The organism is Amycolatopsis heterodermiae, from assembly GCF_034929455.1.
In the GTDB taxonomy this organism is placed as follows: Bacteria; Actinomycetota; Actinomycetes; order Mycobacteriales; family Pseudonocardiaceae; genus Amycolatopsis; species Amycolatopsis heterodermiae.
Genome location: NZ_JAYFSI010000010.1, coordinates 256,989 through 279,028, shown reverse-complemented (window position 1 = coordinate 279,028; position 22,040 = coordinate 256,989). Strand labels below are relative to the sequence as shown.

The window sequence follows — 22,040 nt, the reverse complement described above, 5'->3', positions numbered from 1 at the left end:
GACCACAGCGAGAAGCGCCCACAAGGAGCGCCGATTTCCCACGCCTCGGCGAAGCCGTATCTTGAAAGCCAAATACCCTAAAGAGCAGTAAGAGACGAAAGCTTCCAACGCCCATCAACCCGCTGAGCAGAAACAGAAAGCTGAGCCACCGAAGAAGAAGGCGCACCCCCACCCAAAGCAACAGTCTGCTGATCCAGAAACAACAGAACCGAAGCCGAATCCCCCACCAAGGACCGAACCCCGACAGCCCGAACCGTGGTAGTCCGAACCAGCTTCCCCCCAGCAGCCCGAGACCGAGCCGAAGCGAACTGAGCCTGGTACTGACGAACAGCATCCCCAACCAGGTACGACGATGCAGCACGCTCAGTACGAGCCAGATTCGCGTAGTCGTAAGAGAAAACGGCCTTCACCGCTTCGCTCACGTCAGCAGAAACCGAAGCAGTCGCCGCAGTATCCACCAAGGCCAAGTTGTCGGACGACGACAGAGAAGCCGTCTCAACACCGAACCACACCGCACAGCCCAGGGCCACGACAACAACCACAGCCAGGATCCGGTTCATGAGCCCGCCGCCTGGACCCCAGCGACCTTCCAGCCGTCCGAAGAACGCACAACATCCACCGTCAGCCGGCTCATGCGCGGAGCCACAGCACCGCCGCCCGTCGAAACCCGGACGTCCAGCACCGCCAAGAGACGCGCCGAGCCCGCGGAAACGTCGATCTCCGTCACCACCGCCTCCACCAGGGACGCCGTCGAGACAGTCTTAGCCGTCGAAGCCCGGTCGATCTGCAGCTGCCGGTCGCCGGTCAGGTCTTTGCCGTACTGCCCCGTCGTAGCCGCGATCCAGCGGTCGACGTCGGCGCCGGCGTTGCGGTAGTCGATCGTGTTCAGCGTGACCAGCTCCGGCCCGGCCGCCGCGATCACCGCGTCACGCTCGCGGCCGCGCGCCAGGGAATCGTCGGACGCCGCGTGCCACCACGACCAGCCGGCGAACGCGGCCACCAGCACGGCGACGACAGCCAGGATTTTCACGAAACGCCCAGCAGCTTGCCCAGCCCGCCCGCCGACGGCCCGGTCAGCAGGCTCAGCATCCCCGGCAGCTGCGCCTGCGCAGGAGCCGACACCTGCTGCTGCGGCGCGGCCGGGATCGCCGGCGGCTTCCCCGCGTACGGCGCGTTCTGCGACCCGCGTACCCCGGTCGGGCTGCCCGGCGGCTCCGCGCAGTAGGCGTTCATGTTCACCGGTGCCTCGGATGTGTCGCTCGCCGGACGCTCCTTCGTGCCTTCGTAGCCCTTCGTGCACGACGCCGGGTCGAAGAAGTTGAACACCACGCCCAGGTGGCCGGTGCCGTCCGGGGACGTCGACGGCGAGAACGCCGAGATGATCGGGTACGCGACCAGCAGCTCCTCGATCGCGTCCTTGCGCGACGACGTGATCTGCGCGGTCGTCAGCAGGTTCGCGAACAACACGCCGAGGTCGGGGCCGGACGCGGCGAGCACGTCGCTGATCTGCCGGCTCAGCTGCGGCGCCTGCGCGATCACCCGGCGCAGGTCCGGATCGGACGTCTTGAGCTGACCCGCGATCGTCTTCAAACCCGAAGCGAAGTCGGTGATGTTCGCGGCCTGCCGCTCCTGCGTGTCCAGCACGATCCGCGAGTTGGCCAGCAACCCCTGCGTCTGCGGGACGTACTGCGCGGCCACCGCGGTCAGCGACCCGGTGCTGTCCAGCAGCTGCTGCAGTTCGGGTCCCGCACCGGCGAACGCGTTGTACGTCTCGTCGACGACCGTGCGCAGCGAGTCCGGGTGGACGCTCGCGACGAGGTCGTCGAGGTGGGTCAGCACGGTGTCCGGGGACGGCGGCAGCGACGTCTTGTCCGCCGTGATCACGGACCCGTCCTTCAGGTACGGACCGCCGTTGTGCTGCGGGAGCAGGTCGACGAACTGCTCCCCCACCGCCGAGCGGTCCGCCACCTGCGCGTGCGCGTCGGCCGGGATGTCCGGGCCGCCGGAGTCGATGTCGAGGGCGACGTCGACGCCGTGGTCGGTGAGCGTCATCGACGTCACCCGCCCGACCGTCACCCCGCGGTAGGCGACCTCGGAGTTGACGAAGATGCCGCCGGAGTCGGTGAGCTGCGCGGTGACGACGTACCCGCGGCTGCCGAAGAGCCGGTCGAGCCCGGCGTACTTGCCGCCCGCGTAGACGACCGAAACCACCGCGATGACGACGAAGACGATCAGCTGGACGCGGGTCTTGCGGGTGATCACTTGCCGCCCCCGATCAGGCCCAGCAGGCCGCCCAGCAGCCCGGTGCCGCCGACCTGGCCGGTCGACTGCCCCAGATCCGGCAGCGGCAACGGCGGTGCGGCCGGCGTGTTCGGCACCCCGCCGATGGTGTTGGGCAACGCGATCGGCGGCTGCGAGGAGTTCGTGAGGTTCTGGATCAGCGTGTCCAGGTCGAGGTTCACGTTCGCGTCGACGTTCGCGTAGTCCCCCTTGATGACGTTGCCGGCGTAGTCGGGGAACGGGTAGGTGAGCAGGATCTGCAGCGCGTTCGGCAGGTCCTGGCCCGCCTCGCCGAGCTTGGTCAGCGTCGGCTGCAGCGCCTTGAGGTTCGCGACCAGCTGGTCACGGCTCTTGTTCACGGTGTCCGTCGCGACGCCCGAAAGCGAGTTGAGCGCGTTCAGCATGCCGACGAGCTGGTCGCGCTGGTCGGTGACGATCTTCAGGCCCGGCGCGAGGTTGTCGAGCGCGTTCGACAGGTTCTGCGTCTGCCCGGTCAGCGTCGCCGATAGCTTGCCGAGCCCGTCGATCGCGCGCAGGATCTCGGTCTTGTGCCCGTCGAGCTGCGTCGCCAGCTCGTCCACGTGCGACAGCAGCGCACGGATCTCCGGCTCGTTGCCCGACAGCGCGTCGTTCAGCTCGTGGCTGATCTTCTGGATCTGCTCGACGCCGCCGCCGTTGAGCAGCAGCGAAAGCGCGCCGAGCACCTCCTCGACCTCGGGGTTGCGGTTGGTGCGCCCGAGCGGGATCTGCGCACCGTCGGCCAGCTTGCCGCTCGCCGGTTCGGCGGTGGGCACGCTCAGCTCGACGAACTTCTCGCCCAGCAGCGAAGACTGCTTGAGCTCGGCGTGGGAGTTCGCGGGCAGGGCGATGTCGCCGTTGACGGTCATCGCGACGAGCGCGGACCGCGTGTCCGGTGTCAGGGTGATCTTGTCGACGCGCCCGACCGCGACGTCGTTGACCTTGACGCTCGACTGCGGCACCAGGTCCAGGACGTCGGTGAAGAGCGCGGTGACGTGGTACGGGTGGTCGCCGACGTCGGCGCCGCCCGGCAGCGGCGTGCCGTAGAGGCCGTTGAACCCGCCGTCACTGCAGGCCGCCAGCACGAGCACCCCGGCGAGCACGCCCGCGAGCCGCTTCACTTGGCACCGCCCGAAAGCTGTTCCATCACGTCGACGAGCGGGAGCGGCAGCGGCGGCAGTTCGCCGTTCTGCAGGGAGTTCAGCACCTGCGGGATGGTTGGCAGCTTCAGGGCGCCGTCGAGGATCGGCGCGAGCTGCTTGCAGATGCTGCCCAGGGTGTCCGGAATCGGCTTGGGCGTGCCCGCGCTGATCAGGCGGCACACCGTCAGGATCGGCGGGTTGGTCAGCTCGTTGAGGTTGTCGCGCACGGCGATGGTGCCCGACGCCGCGTCGTAGGAGTTGATGAAGTTGGTGGCGCCGGTCGGCGCGATGTCGAGCACCTCGGCCAGCGACGCCCGCTGGTCGACGAGCACCTTCGACAGCGACGCCAGTTTGTCCACATTGGACTCCAGTGCCGCCTTGTTGTCGTTGACGAACTGCTGGACGTCGCCGAGCGCGCCGCCGAGCGAGTGCAGCGCGGCCCCGACGTCCGAGGAGTCCTCGGCGAGGAACCCGCTGACGTCGGCGACGCGGCCGTAGAACTCGTTGAGCTGCTGGTCGCTCTGGGCCAGCGCGCCGGTGAAGGAATTCAAGTTCTGCACGGTCGAGAACAGGTCGTCCTTCGAACCGTCGAGCGTCTTGGCGAGGTCGGCGAGCTGCCCGACCGTCGAATTCAGCGAAGTACCGTTGCCCTGCAACGCCTTCGCCGCCGTGTCGAGGACGCCGGACAGCGCACCGTCCTTGTTCGCGCCGTTCGGGCCGAGCGCCGTGGACAGCTTGTCCAGGCTCGAGTACAGGTCGTCCAGCTCGACCGGGGTCGCCGTGCGATCGCGCGGCAGCACGGTGCCGGTGGCCAGGACCGGGCCGCTGTCGTAGGCCGGGGTGAGCTGGACGTAACGGTCGCTGACCAGGCTCGGCGCGACGACGACCGCGCCGACGTCGGCGGGCAGCTGCACCGCCTCGACCTGCATGTCGACGCGCACCGCGTCACCCTGCGGCGTGACGTCGGTGACCTGCCCGACCGGCACGCCGAGCACCCGCACCGACGAACCCGCGTAGAGCCCGACGGTCTTGCCGAAGTACGCCGACAGCTTCGTGCCGGTGGATTCGCGGAACACCAGCCACAGCCCGGCGGTGAGGATCAGCGCGACCACGCAGGCGAAGGCGAGCCACGTCGCCAGGCTGCGGCCGCGGTACGTCCGGATCGTCATCGGTGACCCACCCCCTGGTTCGGCGCCGCGATCGGCGGGGTGCAGCCCTCGGGGTTGATGGACAGGCCGCCCACGGTGATCGTCGGCGGCAGCAGCCCGCACAGGTAACCCTCGAACCAGCGGCCGTTGCCGGTCGCGTTCGCGCCGACCCGGGCGAACGGCGCCATCAGCTGCAGGCTCTTGTCGAGGTTGCCCTGGTTGCGCTGCAGGATGTCGGTCACCTTCCCGAGCTTGTCCAGCGTCGGCTTCAGCTGCGCGCGGTTGTCCGCGACGAGCCCGCTCAGCTGCTGCGAGAGCTGCTGGGTGCCGGTGAGCAGGGCGTGGATCGCGGTCTTGCGGTTCTGCAGCTCGGTGAGCAGCAGGTTGCCGTCGCTGATCACGCGCTGCAGCTGGGCGTTGCGGTCGGACAGCGTCTTCGACACCTGGCTCGTGTTGGCCAGCAGGGTGTGCAGGTCCGCGTCACGGGAGGACACGGTCTTGGCCAGCGACGACAGGCCGTTCAGCGTGTCCTTCAAGTACTGGGGGCTGTCCTTGAGACTGTCGGACAGCGCGTTGAAGCTGTCGGCCAGCTGTTTCGTGTCGATGTCGCCGACCGTGGTGGACAGTTGCTCGAAGGCGTCCTGCAGCTGGAACGGCGTGCGCGTGCGGGCCTGCGGGATCGTCGTGTTCGGCTCCTGGGCGCCGTCGCCCTTCGTGTCGAGCGCGAGGTACTTCTCCCCCAGCAGCGTCTTGATCTCGATGGACGCCGTCGTCTTATCGCCGACGCGGACGTCCTTGACCCGGAAGCGCACGAGCACCTGCTTGCCGGCCAGCGCCACCGACGACACGGTGCCGACCTTGACGCCGGCGACCTCGACCTCGTTGTCCGCGGCCAGTCCCGCGGATTCGGCGAAGTACGCCGAGTACGTCGTGCCGTTGCCGAAGAACGGGAGCTGGTCGGAGAAGTACGTCGTGGCGGTGACGAGCACGATCAGCACGAGGGTCACCGCGCCGACCGCGGCCTGGTTGCGATCCTTCAGCCGTTTCCGCGTCCTCTGGGGCCGAGCCCCAGACCCCGGCCGGGGGGCGAGCCCCCCTGGACCCCCCAAAAGACTCATGGCCCACACCTCTCCGCGCGTTGCGTGCCCGGGATCGGGATGATCGGCAGGGTGATGTCGAGCGAGGAAATGCCGATGGTGCCGCTGATCCCGCACAGGTAGTAGTTGAACCAGCTGCCGTAGCTGAGGGTCCGGGTGAACTTCTGCAGGTTGCCCGGCAGCACCTCGAGGAGGTGGTTGACCAGCTCACCGGAGTCGCCGAGGTTCTGCGACAGCGTGCCGAGCTTCGCGACGTCGTCCTTCAGCGCCGGGCGCGCGTCGGCCAGCAGCCCGGTGGTCGAGACGGCGAGGTCGCCGAGCGCGCTCACCGCGTCGCCGATCGGCTTGCGCTGCTCGGCCAGGCCGGACACGAGCTTCTGCGTCTGCTCGATGAGGTCGCCGAGCTGCGGGCCGTGCTGGTTGACCGTGCCGAGCACGGTGTTGAGGTTGGCGATCACCTGGCCGATCACCTGGTCCTTGCTCGCGATCGTCGTGGTGAGCGACGCCGTGTGCTGCAGGAGGCTGGTGATCGTGCCGCCCTCGCCCTGGAAGACGCTGATGATCTCGGCGGAGAGCTGGTTGACGTCCTTCGGGCTCAGCGCCTTGAACAGCGGCTTGAACCCGTTGAACAGCACGGTCAGGTTGAGCGCGGGTTTGGTGCGCTCGGGCGGGATCGTGCCGCCGTCGGGCAGGGGCTTGTCCCCCGGGACGTCGGTGCCGAGCGCGAGGTAGCGCTGGCCGACGAGGTTCCGGTACTTGATCGTCGCGGTCACCGACTCCGGCAGCCGGTAGGTGTGCTCGACGTCGAACCGGATCTCGGCGAGGTTCTGCTCGCCCTCGACCACCCCGATCGTGTCGACCTGGCCGACCTTGACCCCGGCGATGCGGACGTCGTCACCCTCCTTGAGCCCGGACGCGTCGGTGAACTTCGCCAGGTACCCCGACGTCACGCCGAAGTTGGTGTTCGCGATCGTGGCCGCGAGGACACCGGTGAACAGGACCGTGACGACGGCGAACACCAGCAGCTTCACCAGCGACGGGACGAAACTCCTCACTTGAGCTCCACCTCCGCTCCGCGGTAGAGCGGCCCGACGAGCAGGCCCGCCCAGCCGGGCACCTGGTCGGGCAGCGTGCCCAGCGCCGGGGACGCGAGCAGGCTGATCAGCTCGCTCTCGTCCTGGGAGCCGACGATGCCGCCGGTCCCGCCGACCGCGCCGCCGCCCGCCGTGACCGGGCCGGGCAGGCTGCCACCCGGGGACTTCGGCGGCGCGGGCTTGGTGGAGCCGTCCTTGATCGCGCCGTCCGGCGGGTACTGCGGCCAGAGGCCCGGCTTCGGCACCTGCGGGTAACAGCGGGGGCCGCGCTTGTCTTCGTACTTCGGCTCGTCGACGCCGGGCAGGTACTTGCCGCGGCTGGCGCTGAACTCGATGGTCACCCGGCTGACCTCGGGGTGCGCGGTGCCCTTGCCGAAGGCCAGCTCGGCCGGGGCGACCTCACCGGCGAGCTGGTTGAACAGGCACGGGTACTCCGGCGCGTACTTCGCCAGCACGTCCAGCGTCGGCTGGACGGCGGTGGTGAGCCGGATCAGGTTGTCCTTGTTGACCAGCAGGAAGTTCGTGAGGTCCACGGACGCCGCGGTGACGGTGGCGTAGAGGTCGCTCAGCCGGGTGCGCTGGTCGACGATCGTGCGGCTCGTGGTCGTCAGGTCGGACAGCGCCTGCAGCAGGTCCGGCGCGGCCTTGTCGTAGGTGTCCGAGACGTTCGCGATCCCGGTGATGTCGGCCTTGATGTCCGGCAGCGACGGGTTGAGCTTGCCGAGGTAGTCCGACAGCTGCGAGAGGGTCTGGCCGAGCTGCTTGCCGCGGCCGTCGAGCGCGGTCGACACGGCCGTGAGCGTGCTCGCCAGCTTCTCCGGCTGGACGGCCTGCAGCAGCGGCATCACGTCGTCGAGCACCTTCTGCAGCTCGATCGCGCTGCTGCTGCGGTCCTGCGGGATGACGTCGCCGGCCTTGATCGCCCCGTCGGAACGCGCGGGCAGCTGCAGCGAGACGTACCGCTCGCCGAACAGCGTCTTCGGCAACAGGCGCGCGGAGACGTTCTTGGGGATGACGGACGTCTTGTCCGGGTCCAGCGCCAGCTCCAGCTCGGCGTGGTCCCCCTTCGCCAGTACCGAACGGACCTCGCCGACGACCATGCCGCGGACCTTGACGTCGCCGCCCGTGCGCAGCTGGCTGCCGACGTGGTCGGTCTCGAGCTTCACGAGCGTCACCGCCGTGAACGCCTTGTTGTAGACGGCGAGCGTGAAGGCGATGAACAAGGCGGCCACGAGCAGGAAGGCGAGCCCCAGCACCTGGTACCGGAGCCGCTGCCAGAGTGCCTTCCTCATCCGGAGATCCTCACCGTGGTGTTGGCGCCCCAGATCGCGAGGGACAGGAAGAAGTCCAGGACCGAGATCAGCACGATCGACGTCCGCACCGCGCGGCCCACGGCCACGCCGACGCCGGCCGGGCCGCCGCTCGCGGTGTAGCCGTAGTAACAGTGGGACAGGATCACGAGCACGCTGAACACGATCACCTTCCCGAACGACCAGAGCACGTCCCCCGGTGGCAGGAAGAGCGTGAAGTAGTGGTCGTAGGTACCCGCGGACTGGCCGTAGAGCCAGATGGTGATCTGCCGGGACGCGAGGTAGCTCGACAGCAGGCCGACCGCGTACAACGGGATGACCGCGGCGACGCCGGCGAGCACGCGGGTCGTCACCAGGTACGGCATGCTCGGCACGGCCATGACCTCCAGCGCGTCGATCTCCTCGGAGATCCGCATCGCGCCGAGCTGGGCGGTGAAGCCGCAGCCGACCGTCGCGCTCAGGGCGAGCCCGGCCGAGAGCGGCGCGACCTCGCGGGTGTTGAAGTAGGCGGAGATGAACCCGGTGAGCGCGGCCGTGCCGAGCTGGTTGAGCGCGGAATAGCCTTGGAGGCCGACGATCAGGCCGGTGAACAGCGTCATCCCGATCATCACGCCGAGCGTGCCGCCGATGACCGCGAGACCGCCGGTGCCGAAGCAGACTTCGGTGAGCAGCCGCAGCGTTTCCCGGCTGTAGCGGCGGATCGTGCGCGGGGACCAGGCGAGGGCCTGGGCGGCGAACGCGAGCAGCTTGCCCAGGCCTTCGAGGCTCTGGCCGGGACGCGCGATGTACTCGAGCGTCCGGTCGCGTTCGATCGGTTCCGCCGTCATCACATGGCCTTCGGCGGGACGATCCGCAGGTAGATCGCGGTGAGCACGACGTTGATGAGGAACAGCAGCAGGAACGTGATGACGACGGCCTGGTTGACGGCGTCGCCGACGCCCTTCGGCCCGGGCGGCGGGTTCAAGCCGCGAAACGCCGCGACAACGCCGGCGACGAAGCCGTACAACAGGGCCTTGATCTCGCTGATCCACAGGTCCGGGACCTGGGCGAGCGCGTTGAAGCTGGCCAGGTACGCGCCGGGCGTGCCGCCCTGCAGGACGACGTTGAAGAAGTACCCGCCGAGTACGCCGACGACGCTGACCAAGCCGTTGAGCAGCACCGAAACCACCATGGCGGCCAGCACGCGCGGCACGATCAGGCGCTGGATCGGGTTGACGCCCAGCACTTCCATGGCGTCGATCTCTTCACGGATCTTGCGCGCGCCGATGTCCGCGCACACGGCGCTGCCGCCGGCGCCCGCGACGAGCAGGGCGGTGATCAGCGGGCTGGCCTGCTGCACGATGGCCAGCGCGCTGGCCGCGCCGGTGAACGACTGGGCGCCGATCTGCGCGGTCAGCGAGCCGAGCTGCAGCGCGATCACCGCGCCGAACGGGATGGCCACCAGCGCGGTCGGCAGGATCGTGACGCTGGCGAAGAACCAGCACTGCTGGATCCACTCGCGGGCCTGGAAGGGGCGCTTGAAGATCGCGCGCAGGACTTCCCAGGAGAGCGTGGCGAGGCGGCCGACCTGCGTCAACGCCGCCGTTCCCGGGAGCGTGCCCGTGCTGTCGCTCACCACACCTCCCAGTGGGTCGTCAGTGACCTCCGAGTCTTCTCCACACCCGGTGCCCGATTTTCGTTAGCGGTGTTAACCGCTCAACTCTGTTCATTCAAAAATTGAGCGCGTGGGACGCCGTCGCCCCGCCGTCGGCCACGAACTCCGATCCCGTGCAGTACGAGCTTTCTTCGCTGGCCAGGAACAGCACGAGCTTCGCGATGTCCTCGGGCTGCCCGACCCGGCCGAGCGCCACCTTCTTCCCGACGTACGACATGTCGACCTTCTGGCCGCCGGCCGCGGTGGAAACCATTTGCGTGTCGATCGCGCCGGGGTGCACCGAGTTGACCCGGATGTGCTTCTTGCCGAGTTCCATGGCCGCGACCTTGGTCATCCCGCGGATCGCGAACTTGCTCGCGGTGTAGGCGATCAGGTACGGCATCCCGGCCAGACCCTCCACAGAGGACACGTTGACGATGGAGCCACCGCCGGCGGCGGTCATCGGTTCAACGACCGAGCGCATCCCGAGAAACGCCCCGATCTGGTTCACCCGGATGACGCGCTCGTAATCGGCCAGTGTCGTCTTGCCCAGTTCCGAGAAATGGAGGATGCCCGCGTTGTTGACCAGCACGTTCAGCGCTCCGAACTCCGTGGTCGCCCGCTCGATGGCCGCAGCCCAGTCGTCCTCGCTGCCGACGTCGAGGTGCTGGTAGACGGCGGCGTCGCCGAGGTCGGCGGCGAGCTGCTTGCCCTCGTCGTCCAGGATGTCGGCGATCACCACCTTCGCGCCTTCGGCGGCGAACGCGCGTGCGGCCGCCTCGCCCTGGCCGCGCGCGGCGCCGGTGATGAGGGCGATCTTTCCGTCGAGCCTCACGAGTCCTCCAGGATTTCGGTGGCGGCGAACATCCGGCCGGGGTCACGGTCGGCGAAGTAGCCGGAGACGGTCGTTTCGAGTTCGTCCAGCGACCAGCGCTGCTCGATCCGCGGGGCCGCGACCAGCGCGACCGTGCCGCCGTGGACGACGAACACCTGGCCGTTGACGTCCTCGGCGGCCGGGGAAGCGAGGTAGGCGACGAAGGGGGCGACGTGCTCGACCGAAAGCGGGTCGGCGCCGTCGGCCGGGGCCGCGCCGAACACGCCTTCGGTCATCGCCGTCCGCGCCCGCGGGCAGATCGCGTTCGCGCGGACGCCGTACTTGGCCAGGCCGCGGGCGGCCGACATGGTGAGCGCGGTGATGCCGGCCTTGGCGGCGGCGTAGTTGGGCTGCCCGGGTGAACCGATCAGGAACGCCTCGGACGCGGTGTTCACCAGCCGCCCGTACACCGGCCGACCGTCCGCTTTGGACTTGTCGCGCCAGTGCTTCGCGGCGTTGCGGGACAACAGGAAGTGCCCGCGCAGGTGGACGCGGAGCACGGTGTCCCACTCGTCGTCGGACATCGAGAACAGCATCTTGTCGCGCAGCACGCCGGCGTTGTTCACGACGATGTCGAGCCCGCCGAGGTCGAGCGCGGCCGCGACGAGCGTGTCCGCCGTGGCGCGCTCGCCGACGTCGCCGGCAACCGCGACGGCCTTGCCACCGGCGGCTTCGATCTCTTCGACGACGTCCTTCGGCGCGCTGATGTCGTTGACGACGACGGTCGCGCCCCGCGCGGCGAGGGCGAGCGCTTCGGCCCGTCCCAGTCCCGCGGCGGCGCCCGTGACGATCGCTGTCCGGCCGGTCAGGCTCACGCGAGGCCTCCTCATCGAGTCCTGGATCCCGCATACACTAGAATCTGTTCTCGTTTTGGGCAAGGCTTTCAGTAAACACCGCTAACCGGTGATGAACAGGGCGTTCTTCGGGCAGCCCTTGACCGCACCGGCGACCCGTTCCGCCTGGTCGCCAGGCACCGGACCCGGCTGGATGACCAGTTCTTCGTCGTCGTCGAGGTCGAAGACGCCCGGCGCGAACCCCACGCACACCGCGTTCGCCTCGCAGAGCGAACGATCGACGCCGATCTCCATGCTTCCTCCGCCGCGAGAGTCGTGTTACAACTAGAACAGGTTCTACTATAACGCCGGATCGAGGTGACGGGTGCGGATCGACTACACGCCGGAGCAGCGGGCACTGGCCGCGGAGCTTCGGGAGTACTTCGCCGAGCTGATGACGCCGGAACGCCGTGACGGCCTGCGCGCGGGCAACGGCGAGTACGGCGACGGCCTGGCCTACAAGGAGATCGTCCGGCAGCTGGGCAAGGACGGCTGGCTGGCGCTCGGCTGGCCGCCGGAGTACGGCGGGCAGGGCCGGCCGATGCTCGACCAGCTCATCTTCACCGACGAGGCGGCGGTCGCCGGGGTGCCGGTGCCGTTCCTGACGGTGAACACCGTCGGGCCGACCATCATGCGCTACGGCACCGACGAGCAGAAGGCGTTCTACCTGCCGAAGATCGCCGCGGGCGAGCTGCACTTCTCGATCGGCTACTCCGAGCCGGAGGCCGGTACCGACCTCGCGTCGCTGCGGACGCGCGCGGTGCGCGACGGCGACGAGTACGTCGTCACCGGGCAGAAGATGTGGACCAGCCTGATCGAGCACGCCGACTACGTCTGGCTCGCCGTCCGGACCGATCCCGAGGCCAGGAAGCACCGCGGCCTGTCGATCCTGATCGTGCCGACGTCGGCGCCCGGGTTCTCCTGGACCAAGGTGCACACGGTGGCGGGCGCGGGCACCAGCGCGACGTACTACGACGACGTGCGCGTGCCGGTGTCGGCGCGCGTGGCCGAGGAGAACGCGGGCTGGCCGCTGATCACCAACCAGCTCAACCACGAGCGGGTCGCCCTGACGTCGTCGGCGCCGGTGCGCAAGGCCCTCGCCGACGTCCTGGCCTGGGCGAAGGAGACCGGCGCCATCGACCAGGAGTGGGTGCGGCTGCACCTCGCGCGGGTGCACGCCGGGGCGGAGTACCTGAAGCTGCGGAACTGGCGGATCGCCTGGGCGGCCGCGGCGAGCGAGCTGGGGCCGGCCGACGCGTCGGCGACCAAGGTGTACGGCACCGAGTTCGCGATCGAGGCCTACCGGCTGCTGATGGAGGTGCTCGGCAACGCGGCCGTCGTCCGCGACGGCTCACCGGGCGCGCTGCTGGCCGGGCGGATCGAACGGCAGCACCGCTCGGCGCTGATCCTCACCTTCGGCGGCGGCACCAACGAGATCCAGCGGGACATGATCGCCGCGACCGCCCTCGGCCTGCCCGTCACGCGCTAGGAGCGTTCCATGGACTTCACCCCTTCCGAGGCGTCGGCCGACCTCGCCGCGCTGACCCGGCGGATCCTGGCCGACAAGCTCACCCACGACCCGCACGGGACCGGCGGCTTCGACGCTCCACTGTGGACGGCCCTGGGCCAGGCGGGTGTGCTCGACGCGGCCCTGCCGTCGTCTCTCGGCGGCGGCGGTTTCGGGCTGCTGGAGCAGTGCGCGGTGCTGACCGAGATCGGCCGCGCGGTGGCCGCGGTCCCCTACCTGACGTCGATCACGATGGCGGCGGCGGCGCTGGCGGAGTTCGGCACGCCGGAGCTGGTGGACCGCTGGGTGCTGCCGGTGCTGCGCGGCGAGCGCGTGCTCACGGTGGCCCTGTCCGGTTTCACCGCGTCGGACGGGCGCGTGTCCGGCACCGAGTCCGCGGTGCCGTTCGGCGCGTACGCCCACGGCTTCCTGGTGGCGGCGCCCGGTGAGGTGTTCCTGGTCGACGCGGCGGACCCGGGAGTCACCGTGCAACCGCAGCAGACGGTGGACCACGCGGATGCGGCGCTGCTGGAATTGTCCGACGTGGCCGGGATTTCCCTCGGCCCGATCGGCGAGTGGCTGCGCCTGCGCGGCACGGCCGGAGCCTGCGCGCAGCAGCTCGGCGTCGTCGAGCGCGCGCTGGAGCTGACGGCGGCGTACGCGGCCGAGCGGAAGCAGTTCGACCACGTGATCGGCGGCTTCCAGGCGGTCCGCCAGCGCCTCGCGGACGCCTACGTCGACGTCGAGGCCGTGCGGCTGACGTCCCAGCAGGCGGTGTGGCGGCTGGCGTCGGACCTCCCGGCCGCGGAAGCGGTGGCGACGGCCAAGTTCTGGGCCGCGGAGGCCGGCCACCGGGTGGCCCACACGACGGTGCACGTCCACGGCGGCGTCGGCATCGACGTCGACCACGTGGTGCACCGCTACTTCGTGGCCGCGAAGCGCCTGGAGTTCCTGTTCGGCCCAGCGACCCTCCAGCTGCTGGCCCTGGGCGACGAGCTGGCGGCGTCCTAGCGCGCCGCGCAGGCCCAGAACTCCCGCATCAGCGGGGTCGGTTCCGGGCTGGTCATCTGGAGCTGGGTCAGCAGGACCGTGACCGTGCCCGTCGCCGGGACCAGGTGGGCCGCGGTGCCCGCGCCGCCGATCCAGCCGTAGCGGCCGGGGACGTGCCAGGGAGCCGTCGCCTCGACGTCCACCGAGCCGCCGAACCCCCAGCCCTGGCCCTGCAGGAACACCCGGGCGGCCGCGCGCTGGGCCGGTGTCAGCTGGTCGGTGGTCATCCGGCGCACCGACTCCGGCGTCAGCAGCCGGTGGTCGCCCACCCGGCCCTCGGCCAGCAGGAACCGTGCGAATGCGAGCAGGTCGTCGGCCGTCGACACCAGGCCGCCGCCCCCGGACGGGAACACCGGCTCGCCGCTCCACCGGCCCTCCGGCGGGTCGGCCAGCACCAGCCCGGCCGCGCCCCGGCGGTAGGCGCTCGTGAACCGGCCCAGCGCCGGGGTCGGCACCGAGAACCCGGTGTCGGCCATGCCGAGCGGCTCGAACAGCCGCTCCGCGAGGAACTCCGGCAGCGACCGCCCCGACACCCGCGCGATCAGCACCCCCTGCAGCTCCGCGGGGGTGTCGTACAGCCACGCCGCACCGGGCTGGCACAGCAGCGGGACCTGCGCCAGCGCGGCCACCCACTCGTCCGGCGGCAGGGTGCGGGCCTCGGCCGGGTGGCCCAGCACCTGGAACAGCAGGTCCACCGCGGGCAGGTCCATGTCCGCCGCGAGGCCGTAACCGCAGCGGAAGGTCAGCAGGTCCTCGACGGTGATCGGCCGGACGGCGGGCACGACGTCGTCGACCGGGCCCTCCGGCGTCCGCACCACCACCGGGGACGCCAGCTCCGGCAGCCACCGGGCGATCGGGTCGTCCAGCGCGAGGGAACCGTCGTCGACGAGCAGCATGACCGCCGCGGCGACGATCGGCTTGGTCAGCGACGCGATGCGGAACAGCGAGTCCCGGGCCATCGGCACGGTGCCTCCGGCGTCGGCCGAGCCCGCGGCCGCCACCTCGACCCGGTCGCCGCGCGCGACGAGGGCGACCGCGCCGGGCACGTCCGCGGCGTGCCGGGTCAGCAGTTCGGTGAGCATGCTCAGTCCTGGGGGTTGATGGCGCGCAGGCGCCGCGGGCCGGTGTCGGGCCGGGACGGCGGCGGGCCCAGCACCAGCCGGGCGTTGGCGACGAACGCGCCGTCGGGCGAGGCCAGGATCGGGTCCAGCGTCAGCGACCGCACCTCGGGGTTGTCCTCGGCGAGCGCGGCCACGCGCAGCACCATGTCCTGCAGCGCGGCGAGGTCGGCGGGCTCATCACCGCGGTAGCCGGTGAGCAGCGGCGCCGTCCGGGGTTCGCGCAGCAGCGTCGCCGCGTCGACGTCGGTGACCGGCACCGCCCGGTAGGCGCGGTCCCCCAGCAGCGTGCTGACCAGCCCGGACAGGCCGAACGACACGAGCGAGCCGAACGACGGGTCGTCCTGCAGCCCGATCACGCACGACAGGCCCTTCGGCGCCATCCGCTGCACGTACACGTCGTCCTCACCGGAGATCTCGCGCAACGTCGCGTAGGCCGTGCGCACCGCGTCCTCCGACCCCAGGTCGAGCCGGACGCCGGCGAGGTCGGGCCGGCCGCGCAGCCGCTCGTCGACCGCCTTGAGCGTCACGGGGTAGCCGAGCTCGGCGGCCGCCGCGACCGCTTCGTCCACTGTGGACACCACGCGGAACGGGACCACGTCGATGCCGTAACAGCCCAGCAGGCGCACGACGTCCGGGTCCGGCAGCACCGTCGTCTTGCCGTCCTCGGCGGCCAGCAGCTCGCGCACGATCACCTGCGCCTGCTCGGTGTGGATGCGCGACGGCCGCACCAGCGTGCCCTGCGGCCGCTGCCGCCAGGCGGCGTACCGGACGACCTTCGCGAGCGCGTTCACCGCGCGTTCCGGGCTCGGGTACGACGGGATCGAGCCGCGCGTCGGGACGCCCTCTTCGGTCGACACCGCCAGCTCGTCCGGCACGCCTTCGGCCGCGAGGAACGTCGAGACGATCGGCTTTTGCTGCCCCAGCTCGACGACGGTCTCCCGCAAGGCGCGCGCGTACGCGGTGCCGGGGATCGCCACCGGCGGCGCGAACACGACGACCAGCGCGTCGGTGTCCGGCGAGGTCAGCGCCTCCCCCACCGCTTTCGCGAAGTCCTCCGGACCGGCCTGCGGGCCGACGTCCACCGGATCCGACGCGAGCCGCAGCCCCTGCGCGCGGGCGGTGTCGGCGGCCAGCAGCCCGATCGCGCTCGAGTTGCCGACGATGGCGACCCGCGGCCCGGCGGGCAGCGGCTGGTGCGCGAAGACGAGCGCGGTGTCGAACAGCTGCGCCAGCGACTCGACCCGCACGACCCCGGCCTGCTCGAACAGGGCCTGGACGCTGATCTCGTCGATCTCGGTGGACGTCGCCGCCAGCTGCGAGCGGACCGCGTGGCGCCCCGACTTCACCGCGACGATCGGCTTCGTCCGGGCCAGCCGCCGCGCCAGCCGGGCGAACTTGCGCGGGTTGCCGAAGGACTCCAGGTACAGCAGCACGAGGTCGGTGTCCGGGTCGGTTTCCCAGTACTGCAGCAGGTCGTTACCGGAGACGTCGGCGCGGTTGCCCGCCGAGACGAACGTCGACAGGCCGAGCCCGCGCGCCTCGGCGTCGGCCAGGATCGCCGTGCCCAGCGCGCCGGACTGGCAGAAGAACCCGGTGCGCCCGCGGCCCGGTAGCCGCGGCGCGAGGGTGGCGTTGAGCCGGACGCCGGGCGCGGTGTTCAGCACGCCGAGCGCGTTCGGCCCGACGACGCGCATGCCGTGCGCCCGGGCCTCGCCGACCAGCCGCAGCTCGGCGTGCAGGCCGTGCGGGCCGGCCTCGCCGAAGCCGCCGGAGACGATCAGCAGGGTCTTCACGCCCTTGGCCAGGCAGGCGTCCAAAACGGACTCGACGGCCTCGGCGGGCACCGCGACCAGCGCCAGGTCGACCGAGTCCGGGATGTCCAGCACCGACGGGTAGGCGCGCACCCCGCGGATCGAGCGGTGCTCCGGGTTGACCGGGTAGACGGTGCCGGTGAACGCGGCGGCCAGCAGGTTCACGAAGGCGACGTGGCCGACCTTGCCCGGCTCGGCGGAGGCGCCGATCACCGCGACGGACTTCGGGTGCAGCAGGTTGTGCACGCTGCGCGCCTCGGCGGCCTGCTCCCGCGAGCGGGCCACGGCCAGCGACTCCTCGGTCGGGTCGATGTCGAACTCCAGGTGCAGCACGCCCTCTTCGAACTCGCGGCTGACCTGGTAACCGGCGTCGCGGAAGACGCGGACCATCGCGGCGTTCTCGGCGAGCACCTCGGCGACGAACCGGCGCAGGCCGGATTCGGACGCGGCCGCGGCCAGGTGCTCCAGCAGGATCGAGCCGAGGCCCCGGCCCTGGTGCGCGTCGTCGACCACGAAGGCCACCTCGGCCGACGGCCCGTCGTCCAGCCGCTCGTACCGGCCGACCGCGATGATGTCGTCGCCCAGGAACGCGGCGAACGCGACCCGGTCGTGGTGGTCGACGGTGGAGAACCGCTTCAGGTCCTTCTCGGGGATCCGCGGGTAAGCGCCGAAGTAGCGGAAGTAGCGGGTGCGCTCGGAGAGCTTCCCGTGGAAGGAGACGAGCCCGTCGGCGTCGGCCGGGACGACCGGGCGCAGGTGGACGGTGCCGCCGTCGGACAGCACGACGTCGGCCTCCCAGTCGCGGGGGTAGTCGAAGGGGTCCCGTCCGGCCATGGTGAATCAGTCCCTGGGATCGTCGGGATCCAGGCCGTGCAAGGGAAAGACGGCCCGGCGCGTGTCCCGGACGGCGACGTCGACCGGGTCGTCCTCGCCGTCGCCCCACGGCTTGAACTCCGTGTCGCGGTCGTCGGTCATCGCCGCCGGCAGCTCGGCGTTCGGCGCGGCCTTGCCCACGGTGGAGACCCAGCCGGGCGGCAGCGGCGTCGCCGGGTCGACGTCCCGGTCGAGCACGGTGGCGATCAGGTGCGTCCACGACCGCGGGACCACCCGGATCAGCTGGTACCCGCCCCCGCCGACGGCGATCCACTTGCCGCCCGCGTAGGTGTTGGCGAGGTCACGCAGGGTGGCGTAGATGGTGCGGTGGCCGTCGACGCTCAGCGAGAGGTCGGCCAGCGGGTCTTCCTCGTGCGAGTCGACCCCGCACTGGGTGAACAGCAGCTGCGGCTCGAAGTCGGCCAGCAGCGACGGGACGACGGCGTTGAACGCCCGCAGCCACCCGGGATCCCGGGTGCGCGGCGGCAGCGGCACGTTGACCGCGGTGCCGTCGGCCTTGCCGCGGCCGGTCTCGGCCGAGTAGCCGGTGCCCGGCCAGAGCGTGAACGGGTGCTGGTGCATGGAGATCGTGAGGACGCGGGGGTCGTCGTAGAAGGCCGCCTGGACGCCGTCGCCGTGGTGGACGTCGGTGTCGATGTAGGCGATCCGCTCGAAGCCGTGGTCGAGCAGCCACGAGATCGCGACGGCGCAGTCGTTGTAGACGCAGAACCCGGACGCCCGGTCCCGCATCGCGTGGTGCAGCCCCCCGGCGATGTTGACGGCGCGGGTGGCCTCGCCCTCGGCGATCTTGCGCGCGGCCAGCAGCGTCGACCCGACGACCAGCGCCGACGCGTCGTGCATGTCGCTGAACACGGGGTTGTCGGACGTCCCGAGCCCGTGCCCGACGTCCCACCCGACGAGCGGCGCCTCCCGCACGGCGGCCAGGTACTCGGGCGCGTGGATCCGCAGGAGCTCCTCGTCCCCGGCAGCGCTCGGCACGAGCAGCTCGACGCCGTCGAGCACCCCGAGCTCGGTGGCCAGCCGGACGGTGAGTTCCAGCCGGACGGGGTTGAACGGGTGATCCCCACCCAGGTCGTAACCCAGCAGGGAGGAGTCCCACACGACAGCCGGCGACATGCCCCCGACTGTAGTGCCGATCGCGGCGGTCCGCGGCCCCGGAGAGCCGTGCTGGTTGTCTCCGCCGCCGGTCCCGGCCTCGGGGAACCCGTCCGGCCTACGGCTGCCGCAGGCCGCGGACACGCGGAGGTCGCAGCCGCGAAAGCCCGGCTCGGCCAGGCAGTCGACCACCGCGCACCCCGGCCGCGCAGTTGCCGACGTGTGCCGTGAAGGCCTCCTTCACGGCACTTCGACGTGGGTGGAGGCGGGTCAGCCGGGGAGGTCGCCGGTGGCCGCGGGGCGGGCCGGGTTGCGGGACCAGTGGGACCACGAGCCCGCGTACAGGCCCGCGCCCGGGTGGCCGGCGATCTCCAGGGCCAGTACCACCGAACTCGCTGTGACGCCCGAGCCGCAGTACGCGCCGACCGGTTCGCCGGGGCGCAGGCCCAGGCCGGCGAAGCGGTCGGCCAGCTCCTCCGGGGTGCGCCAGCGGCCGTCGGCCGTGTGGCCGGCGAACGGGGCGTTCACCGCGCCCGGGATGTGGCCCGCGCGCGGGTCGACCGGCTCGGTTTCGCCGCTGTAGCGCGCCGCGGCGCGGGCGTCGAGCAGCAGGCCGTCGCGGGCCAGCGCGGCCGCCTCGTCGGCGTCCAGGACCGGCATGCCGCCCGGCCGGACCTCGATGTCGCCCGGCTCCGGGCTCGGCGGCTCGCTGTCCACCGGGTGGCCGTCGGCGGTCCACGCCGCGTAACCGCCGTCGAGCACCGCGACCTCGCCGTGGCCCGCCCAGCGCAGCAGCCACCAGGCGCGCGCCGCCACCGACCCGTCGGCGTCGTCGTAGACCACCACGGGACCGTCCGCGCGCACGCCGGCCGCGCGGAGGTCGCGCTGCAGGTCGGTGGGATCGGGCAGCGGGTGCCTGCCGCCTTCGCCCGGCTCGCCCGCGAGCACGCGGTCGAGGTCGGTGAAGACCGCGCCGGGGACGTGACCGTCCCGGTAGGACTCCGCACCCGGCGGGCCGGTGAGCCGCCAGCGGACGTCGAGGACGACGGGCCGGTCGCCGGCCGGGCCGGCCAGCGCGGCGGCGAGGTCGGTGGTGCTGATCAGCGGACGCATACCTCCCATCTTGCAGCGACCCGGATCACTCTCCCGGCCGGGTCGGACATTTCCACCCCTGGTGAGTAGTTACGCCGAGGGCCGCCGCCGCTGTCGGGGTCAACGACTACGATGAGCAACGCGGACGAAGGGGACAGCGTGAACGATCTCATCGACACCACCGAGATGTACTTGCGTACGATCTACGAGCTCGAAGAAGAGGGTGTCGTCCCGCTGCGCGCCCGGATCGCCGAGCGACTGCAGCAAAGCGGCCCGACCGTGAGCCAGACCGTCGCCCGCATGGAGCGCGACGGACTGGTCGTGGTCGCGGACGACCGGCACCTCCAGCTCACCGACCACGGCCGGGAGCTGGCCATCGCCGTCATGCGCAAGCACCGCCTGGCCGAACGCCTCCTCGTCGACGTCATCGGGCTCGAGTGGGAGCACGTGCACAACGAGGCCTGCCGCTGGGAACACGTGATGAGCGAGGCCGTCGAGCGCAAGCTCGTCAAGCTGCTCGACCACCCGACCACCTCCCCCTACGGCAACCCGATCCCCGGTCTGGACAAGCTGGGCGACGGCGACCCCGCCCCGCCCGCGGAGGCGGACCTCGTCCGGCTCGACGAGTTCGCCCGCACCGGCGGCGGCCGCGTCGAGATCCGGCGCATCGCCGAGCACGTCCAGCTGGACGAGTCGCTGATGACCGAGCTCAAGTCGGTCGGGATCGTGCCGGGCGGCACGGTCGTCATCGGCAAGGCCAACGGCACCACCATCGAGGTCACCGGCGGCGACAACACCGCGCAGGTCTCCACGTCCGCGCTGCACGCCGTCCTGGCGCAGGCCAGGTGAACCCGGCCTCGGAGGCCGCGGCGGCGTTCCGCACGGTGCACGGCGCCACGCCGGCCGGCGTGTGGTCGGCGCCCGGCCGGGTGAACCTGATCGGCGAGCACACCGACTACAACGACGGTTTTGTCCTGCCCTTCGCGCTGCCGCACCGCTTGGCCGCGGCCGCGTCACCCCGCGAGGACGGCATCCTTTCGGTGGCCACTCTCGGTGACGACGGGCAACTCCAGCGTTCCGGCGACCTCCAGATCGCCGACCTGGCGCCCGGCACGGTCGACGGGTGGGCCGCGTACCCGGCGGGGGTCGCCTGGGTGCTGCGCGACCAGGGGTTCACCGACGGCGCCGACCTGGTCGTCGCCGGCGACGTGCCGTCGGGGGCCGGGCTCTCCTCCTCCCACGCGCTCGAGTGCGCGGTGTCGCTGGCGCTGCTGGGCCTGGCCGGCCTGGAGCTCGACGGCGCCGGCGAGCGCGTCCCGGCCCGGCCCGAGGTGGCCCGGTGGGTGCAACGCTCGGAAAACGACTTCGTCGGCGCGCCGACCGGCCTGCTCGACCAGACGGCGTCCCTGTGCTGCACCGAATCGCACGTGCTGTTCCTCGACGTCCGGTCGGGCGAGCAGGAGCAGGTGCCGTTCGGGCTGGCCGAGGCCGGGCTGCAGGTGCTGATCATGGACACCCGCACCAAGCACTCGCACGCCGAGGGCGGGTACGGCGAGCGGCGGCGCGGCACCGAACGAGCGGCCGAGCTGCTCGGGGTGAAGGCCCTGCGCGACGTCACCGCCGAAGGCCTCGCCGACGCGCTCGACCGGCTCCCGGCGGATCTGGCGCCGCTCGTGCGGCACGTGGTCACCGAGAACCAGCGGGTGCTCGACGTCGTCGCCCTCCTGCGTGAGGGCAGGATCGCCGAGATCGGCCCGTACCTGGACGCTTCGCACGTCAGCATGCGCGACGACTACCGGATCTCCACGGCCGAGCTGGACCTCGCGGTCGACGCGGCGCGTGAGGCCGGCGCGCTCGGCTCGCGGATGACCGGCGGCGGCTTCGGCGGCTCGGCGATCGCGCTGGTCCGCGACGCCGACCTGGCCGGGGTCAAGGCCGCTGTGGACTCGGCGTTCGAGAAGGCCGGCTACCGGCGGCCGCGGATGTTCACCGCGGTGCCGTCCCGCGGCGCCGGGCGCGACGAGGTCTGAGCCCGGGCGGG

Annotated in this window: 21 protein-coding genes; 4 read left to right on the top strand and 17 right to left on the bottom strand. The window is 71.2% G+C overall.

Annotated features, from left to right (window positions below; genetic code table 11):
* Positions 1 to 77: 77 nt before the first annotated feature.
* The 13 genes from VA596_RS35400 to VA596_RS35340 form a co-directional block, all read right to left on the bottom strand.
* The gene (locus VA596_RS35400; RefSeq protein WP_323332940.1) at positions 78 to 560 is read right to left on the bottom strand and encodes a hypothetical protein; all 483 of its coding nucleotides are present in this window, start codon (positions 558 to 560) and stop codon (positions 78 to 80) included.
* Positions 557 to 1,030 carry a hypothetical protein gene (locus VA596_RS35395; RefSeq protein ID WP_323332939.1) on the bottom strand — a complete coding sequence of 158 codons (474 nt, stop codon included), beginning with the start codon at positions 1,028 to 1,030 and terminating at the stop codon, positions 557 to 559. Before VA596_RS35395 ends, VA596_RS35400 begins: the two co-directional genes overlap by 4 nt.
* Complete coding sequence (locus VA596_RS35390) at positions 1,027 to 2,262, bottom strand: MCE family protein (protein WP_323332938.1); 1,236 nt, start codon at positions 2,260 to 2,262, stop codon at positions 1,027 to 1,029. Before VA596_RS35390 ends, VA596_RS35395 begins: the two co-directional genes overlap by 4 nt.
* On the bottom strand, positions 2,259 to 3,419 hold the full coding sequence (locus tag VA596_RS35385) for an MCE family protein (protein WP_323332936.1): 1,161 nt from the start codon (positions 3,417 to 3,419) through the stop codon (positions 2,259 to 2,261). The genes VA596_RS35390 and VA596_RS35385 overlap by 4 nt, the downstream gene beginning before the upstream one ends.
* The gene (locus VA596_RS35380; RefSeq protein WP_323332935.1) at positions 3,416 to 4,609 is read right to left on the bottom strand and encodes an MCE family protein; all 1,194 of its coding nucleotides are present in this window, start codon (positions 4,607 to 4,609) and stop codon (positions 3,416 to 3,418) included. Before VA596_RS35380 ends, VA596_RS35385 begins: the two co-directional genes overlap by 4 nt.
* Positions 4,606 to 5,595: an MCE family protein gene (locus tag VA596_RS35375; RefSeq protein ID WP_323332934.1), complete on the bottom strand. Its 990-nt coding sequence runs from the start codon at positions 5,593 to 5,595 to the stop codon at positions 4,606 to 4,608. The genes VA596_RS35380 and VA596_RS35375 overlap by 4 nt, the downstream gene beginning before the upstream one ends.
* 107 nt (positions 5,596 to 5,702) lie before the next feature.
* Positions 5,703 to 6,740, bottom strand: a complete 1,038-nt coding sequence (locus VA596_RS35370) for an MlaD family protein (protein ID WP_323332933.1) — start codon at positions 6,738 to 6,740, stop codon at positions 5,703 to 5,705.
* On the bottom strand, positions 6,737 to 8,071 hold the full coding sequence (locus tag VA596_RS35365; protein ID WP_323332931.1) for an MCE family protein: 1,335 nt from the start codon (positions 8,069 to 8,071) through the stop codon (positions 6,737 to 6,739). Before VA596_RS35365 ends, VA596_RS35370 begins: the two co-directional genes overlap by 4 nt.
* Positions 8,068 to 8,916 (bottom strand): ABC transporter permease, encoded by an 849-nt coding sequence (locus tag VA596_RS35360; protein WP_323332930.1) that lies wholly within the window; start codon positions 8,914 to 8,916, stop codon positions 8,068 to 8,070. The genes VA596_RS35365 and VA596_RS35360 overlap by 4 nt, the downstream gene beginning before the upstream one ends.
* A complete protein-coding gene (locus tag VA596_RS35355) occupies positions 8,916 to 9,704 on the bottom strand; it encodes an MlaE family ABC transporter permease (RefSeq protein WP_323332928.1) in 789 nt (262 codons plus the stop codon). The genes VA596_RS35360 and VA596_RS35355 overlap by 1 nt, the downstream gene beginning before the upstream one ends.
* A 94-nt stretch (positions 9,705 to 9,798) precedes the next feature.
* Positions 9,799 to 10,557, bottom strand: coding sequence for a glucose 1-dehydrogenase (locus tag VA596_RS35350; RefSeq protein WP_323332927.1), 759 nt, complete (start codon positions 10,555 to 10,557; stop codon positions 9,799 to 9,801).
* Positions 10,554 to 11,411 (bottom strand): 3-oxoacyl-ACP reductase, encoded by an 858-nt coding sequence (locus VA596_RS35345; RefSeq protein WP_323332926.1) that lies wholly within the window; start codon positions 11,409 to 11,411, stop codon positions 10,554 to 10,556. The genes VA596_RS35350 and VA596_RS35345 overlap by 4 nt, the downstream gene beginning before the upstream one ends.
* Positions 11,412 to 11,492: 81 nt before the next feature.
* Positions 11,493 to 11,684 (bottom strand): ferredoxin, encoded by a 192-nt coding sequence (locus tag VA596_RS35340; RefSeq protein WP_323332923.1) that lies wholly within the window; start codon positions 11,682 to 11,684, stop codon positions 11,493 to 11,495.
* 70 nt (positions 11,685 to 11,754) lie between these two features.
* Between VA596_RS35340 and VA596_RS35335 the strand changes: the two genes are divergently transcribed.
* Both VA596_RS35335 and VA596_RS35330 read left to right on the top strand, forming a co-directional pair.
* On the top strand, positions 11,755 to 12,918 hold the full coding sequence (locus VA596_RS35335; RefSeq protein ID WP_323332921.1) for an acyl-CoA dehydrogenase family protein: 1,164 nt from the start codon (positions 11,755 to 11,757) through the stop codon (positions 12,916 to 12,918).
* Positions 12,919 to 12,927: 9 nt separating this feature from the next.
* Positions 12,928 to 13,947: an acyl-CoA dehydrogenase family protein gene (locus tag VA596_RS35330; RefSeq protein ID WP_323332919.1), complete on the top strand. Its 1,020-nt coding sequence runs from the start codon at positions 12,928 to 12,930 to the stop codon at positions 13,945 to 13,947.
* On the opposite strand, the gene VA596_RS35325 is transcribed toward VA596_RS35330, so the two are convergent.
* The 4 genes from VA596_RS35325 to VA596_RS35310 form a co-directional block, all read right to left on the bottom strand.
* A complete protein-coding gene (locus VA596_RS35325) occupies positions 13,944 to 15,074 on the bottom strand; it encodes a serine hydrolase domain-containing protein (RefSeq protein ID WP_323333090.1) in 1,131 nt (376 codons plus the stop codon). The two genes, VA596_RS35330 and VA596_RS35325, sit on opposite strands and share 4 nt — an antisense overlap.
* Complete coding sequence (locus tag VA596_RS35320; protein WP_323332917.1) at positions 15,071 to 17,752, bottom strand: bifunctional acetate--CoA ligase family protein/GNAT family N-acetyltransferase; 2,682 nt, start codon at positions 17,750 to 17,752, stop codon at positions 15,071 to 15,073. Before VA596_RS35320 ends, VA596_RS35325 begins: the two co-directional genes overlap by 4 nt.
* A gap of 6 nt (positions 17,753 to 17,758) precedes the next feature.
* Entirely contained in the window at positions 17,759 to 18,928 is a 1,170-nt protein-coding gene (locus VA596_RS35315; RefSeq protein WP_323332916.1) for an acetoin utilization protein AcuC, read from the bottom strand.
* Between the two features lie 249 nt (positions 18,929 to 19,177).
* Positions 19,178 to 20,020 (bottom strand): sulfurtransferase, encoded by an 843-nt coding sequence (locus VA596_RS35310; RefSeq protein ID WP_323332914.1) that lies wholly within the window; start codon positions 20,018 to 20,020, stop codon positions 19,178 to 19,180.
* Between the two features lie 111 nt (positions 20,021 to 20,131).
* Here VA596_RS35310 and VA596_RS35305 point away from each other — a divergent pair, with 111 nt between their 5' ends.
* Positions 20,132 to 20,848: a metal-dependent transcriptional regulator gene (locus tag VA596_RS35305; RefSeq protein WP_323332912.1), complete on the top strand. Its 717-nt coding sequence runs from the start codon at positions 20,132 to 20,134 to the stop codon at positions 20,846 to 20,848.
* Positions 20,845 to 22,029 (top strand): galactokinase, encoded by a 1,185-nt coding sequence (galK, locus tag VA596_RS35300; RefSeq protein WP_323332911.1) that lies wholly within the window; start codon positions 20,845 to 20,847, stop codon positions 22,027 to 22,029. Before VA596_RS35305 ends, galK begins: the two co-directional genes overlap by 4 nt.
* Positions 22,030 to 22,040 lie beyond the last annotated feature (11 nt).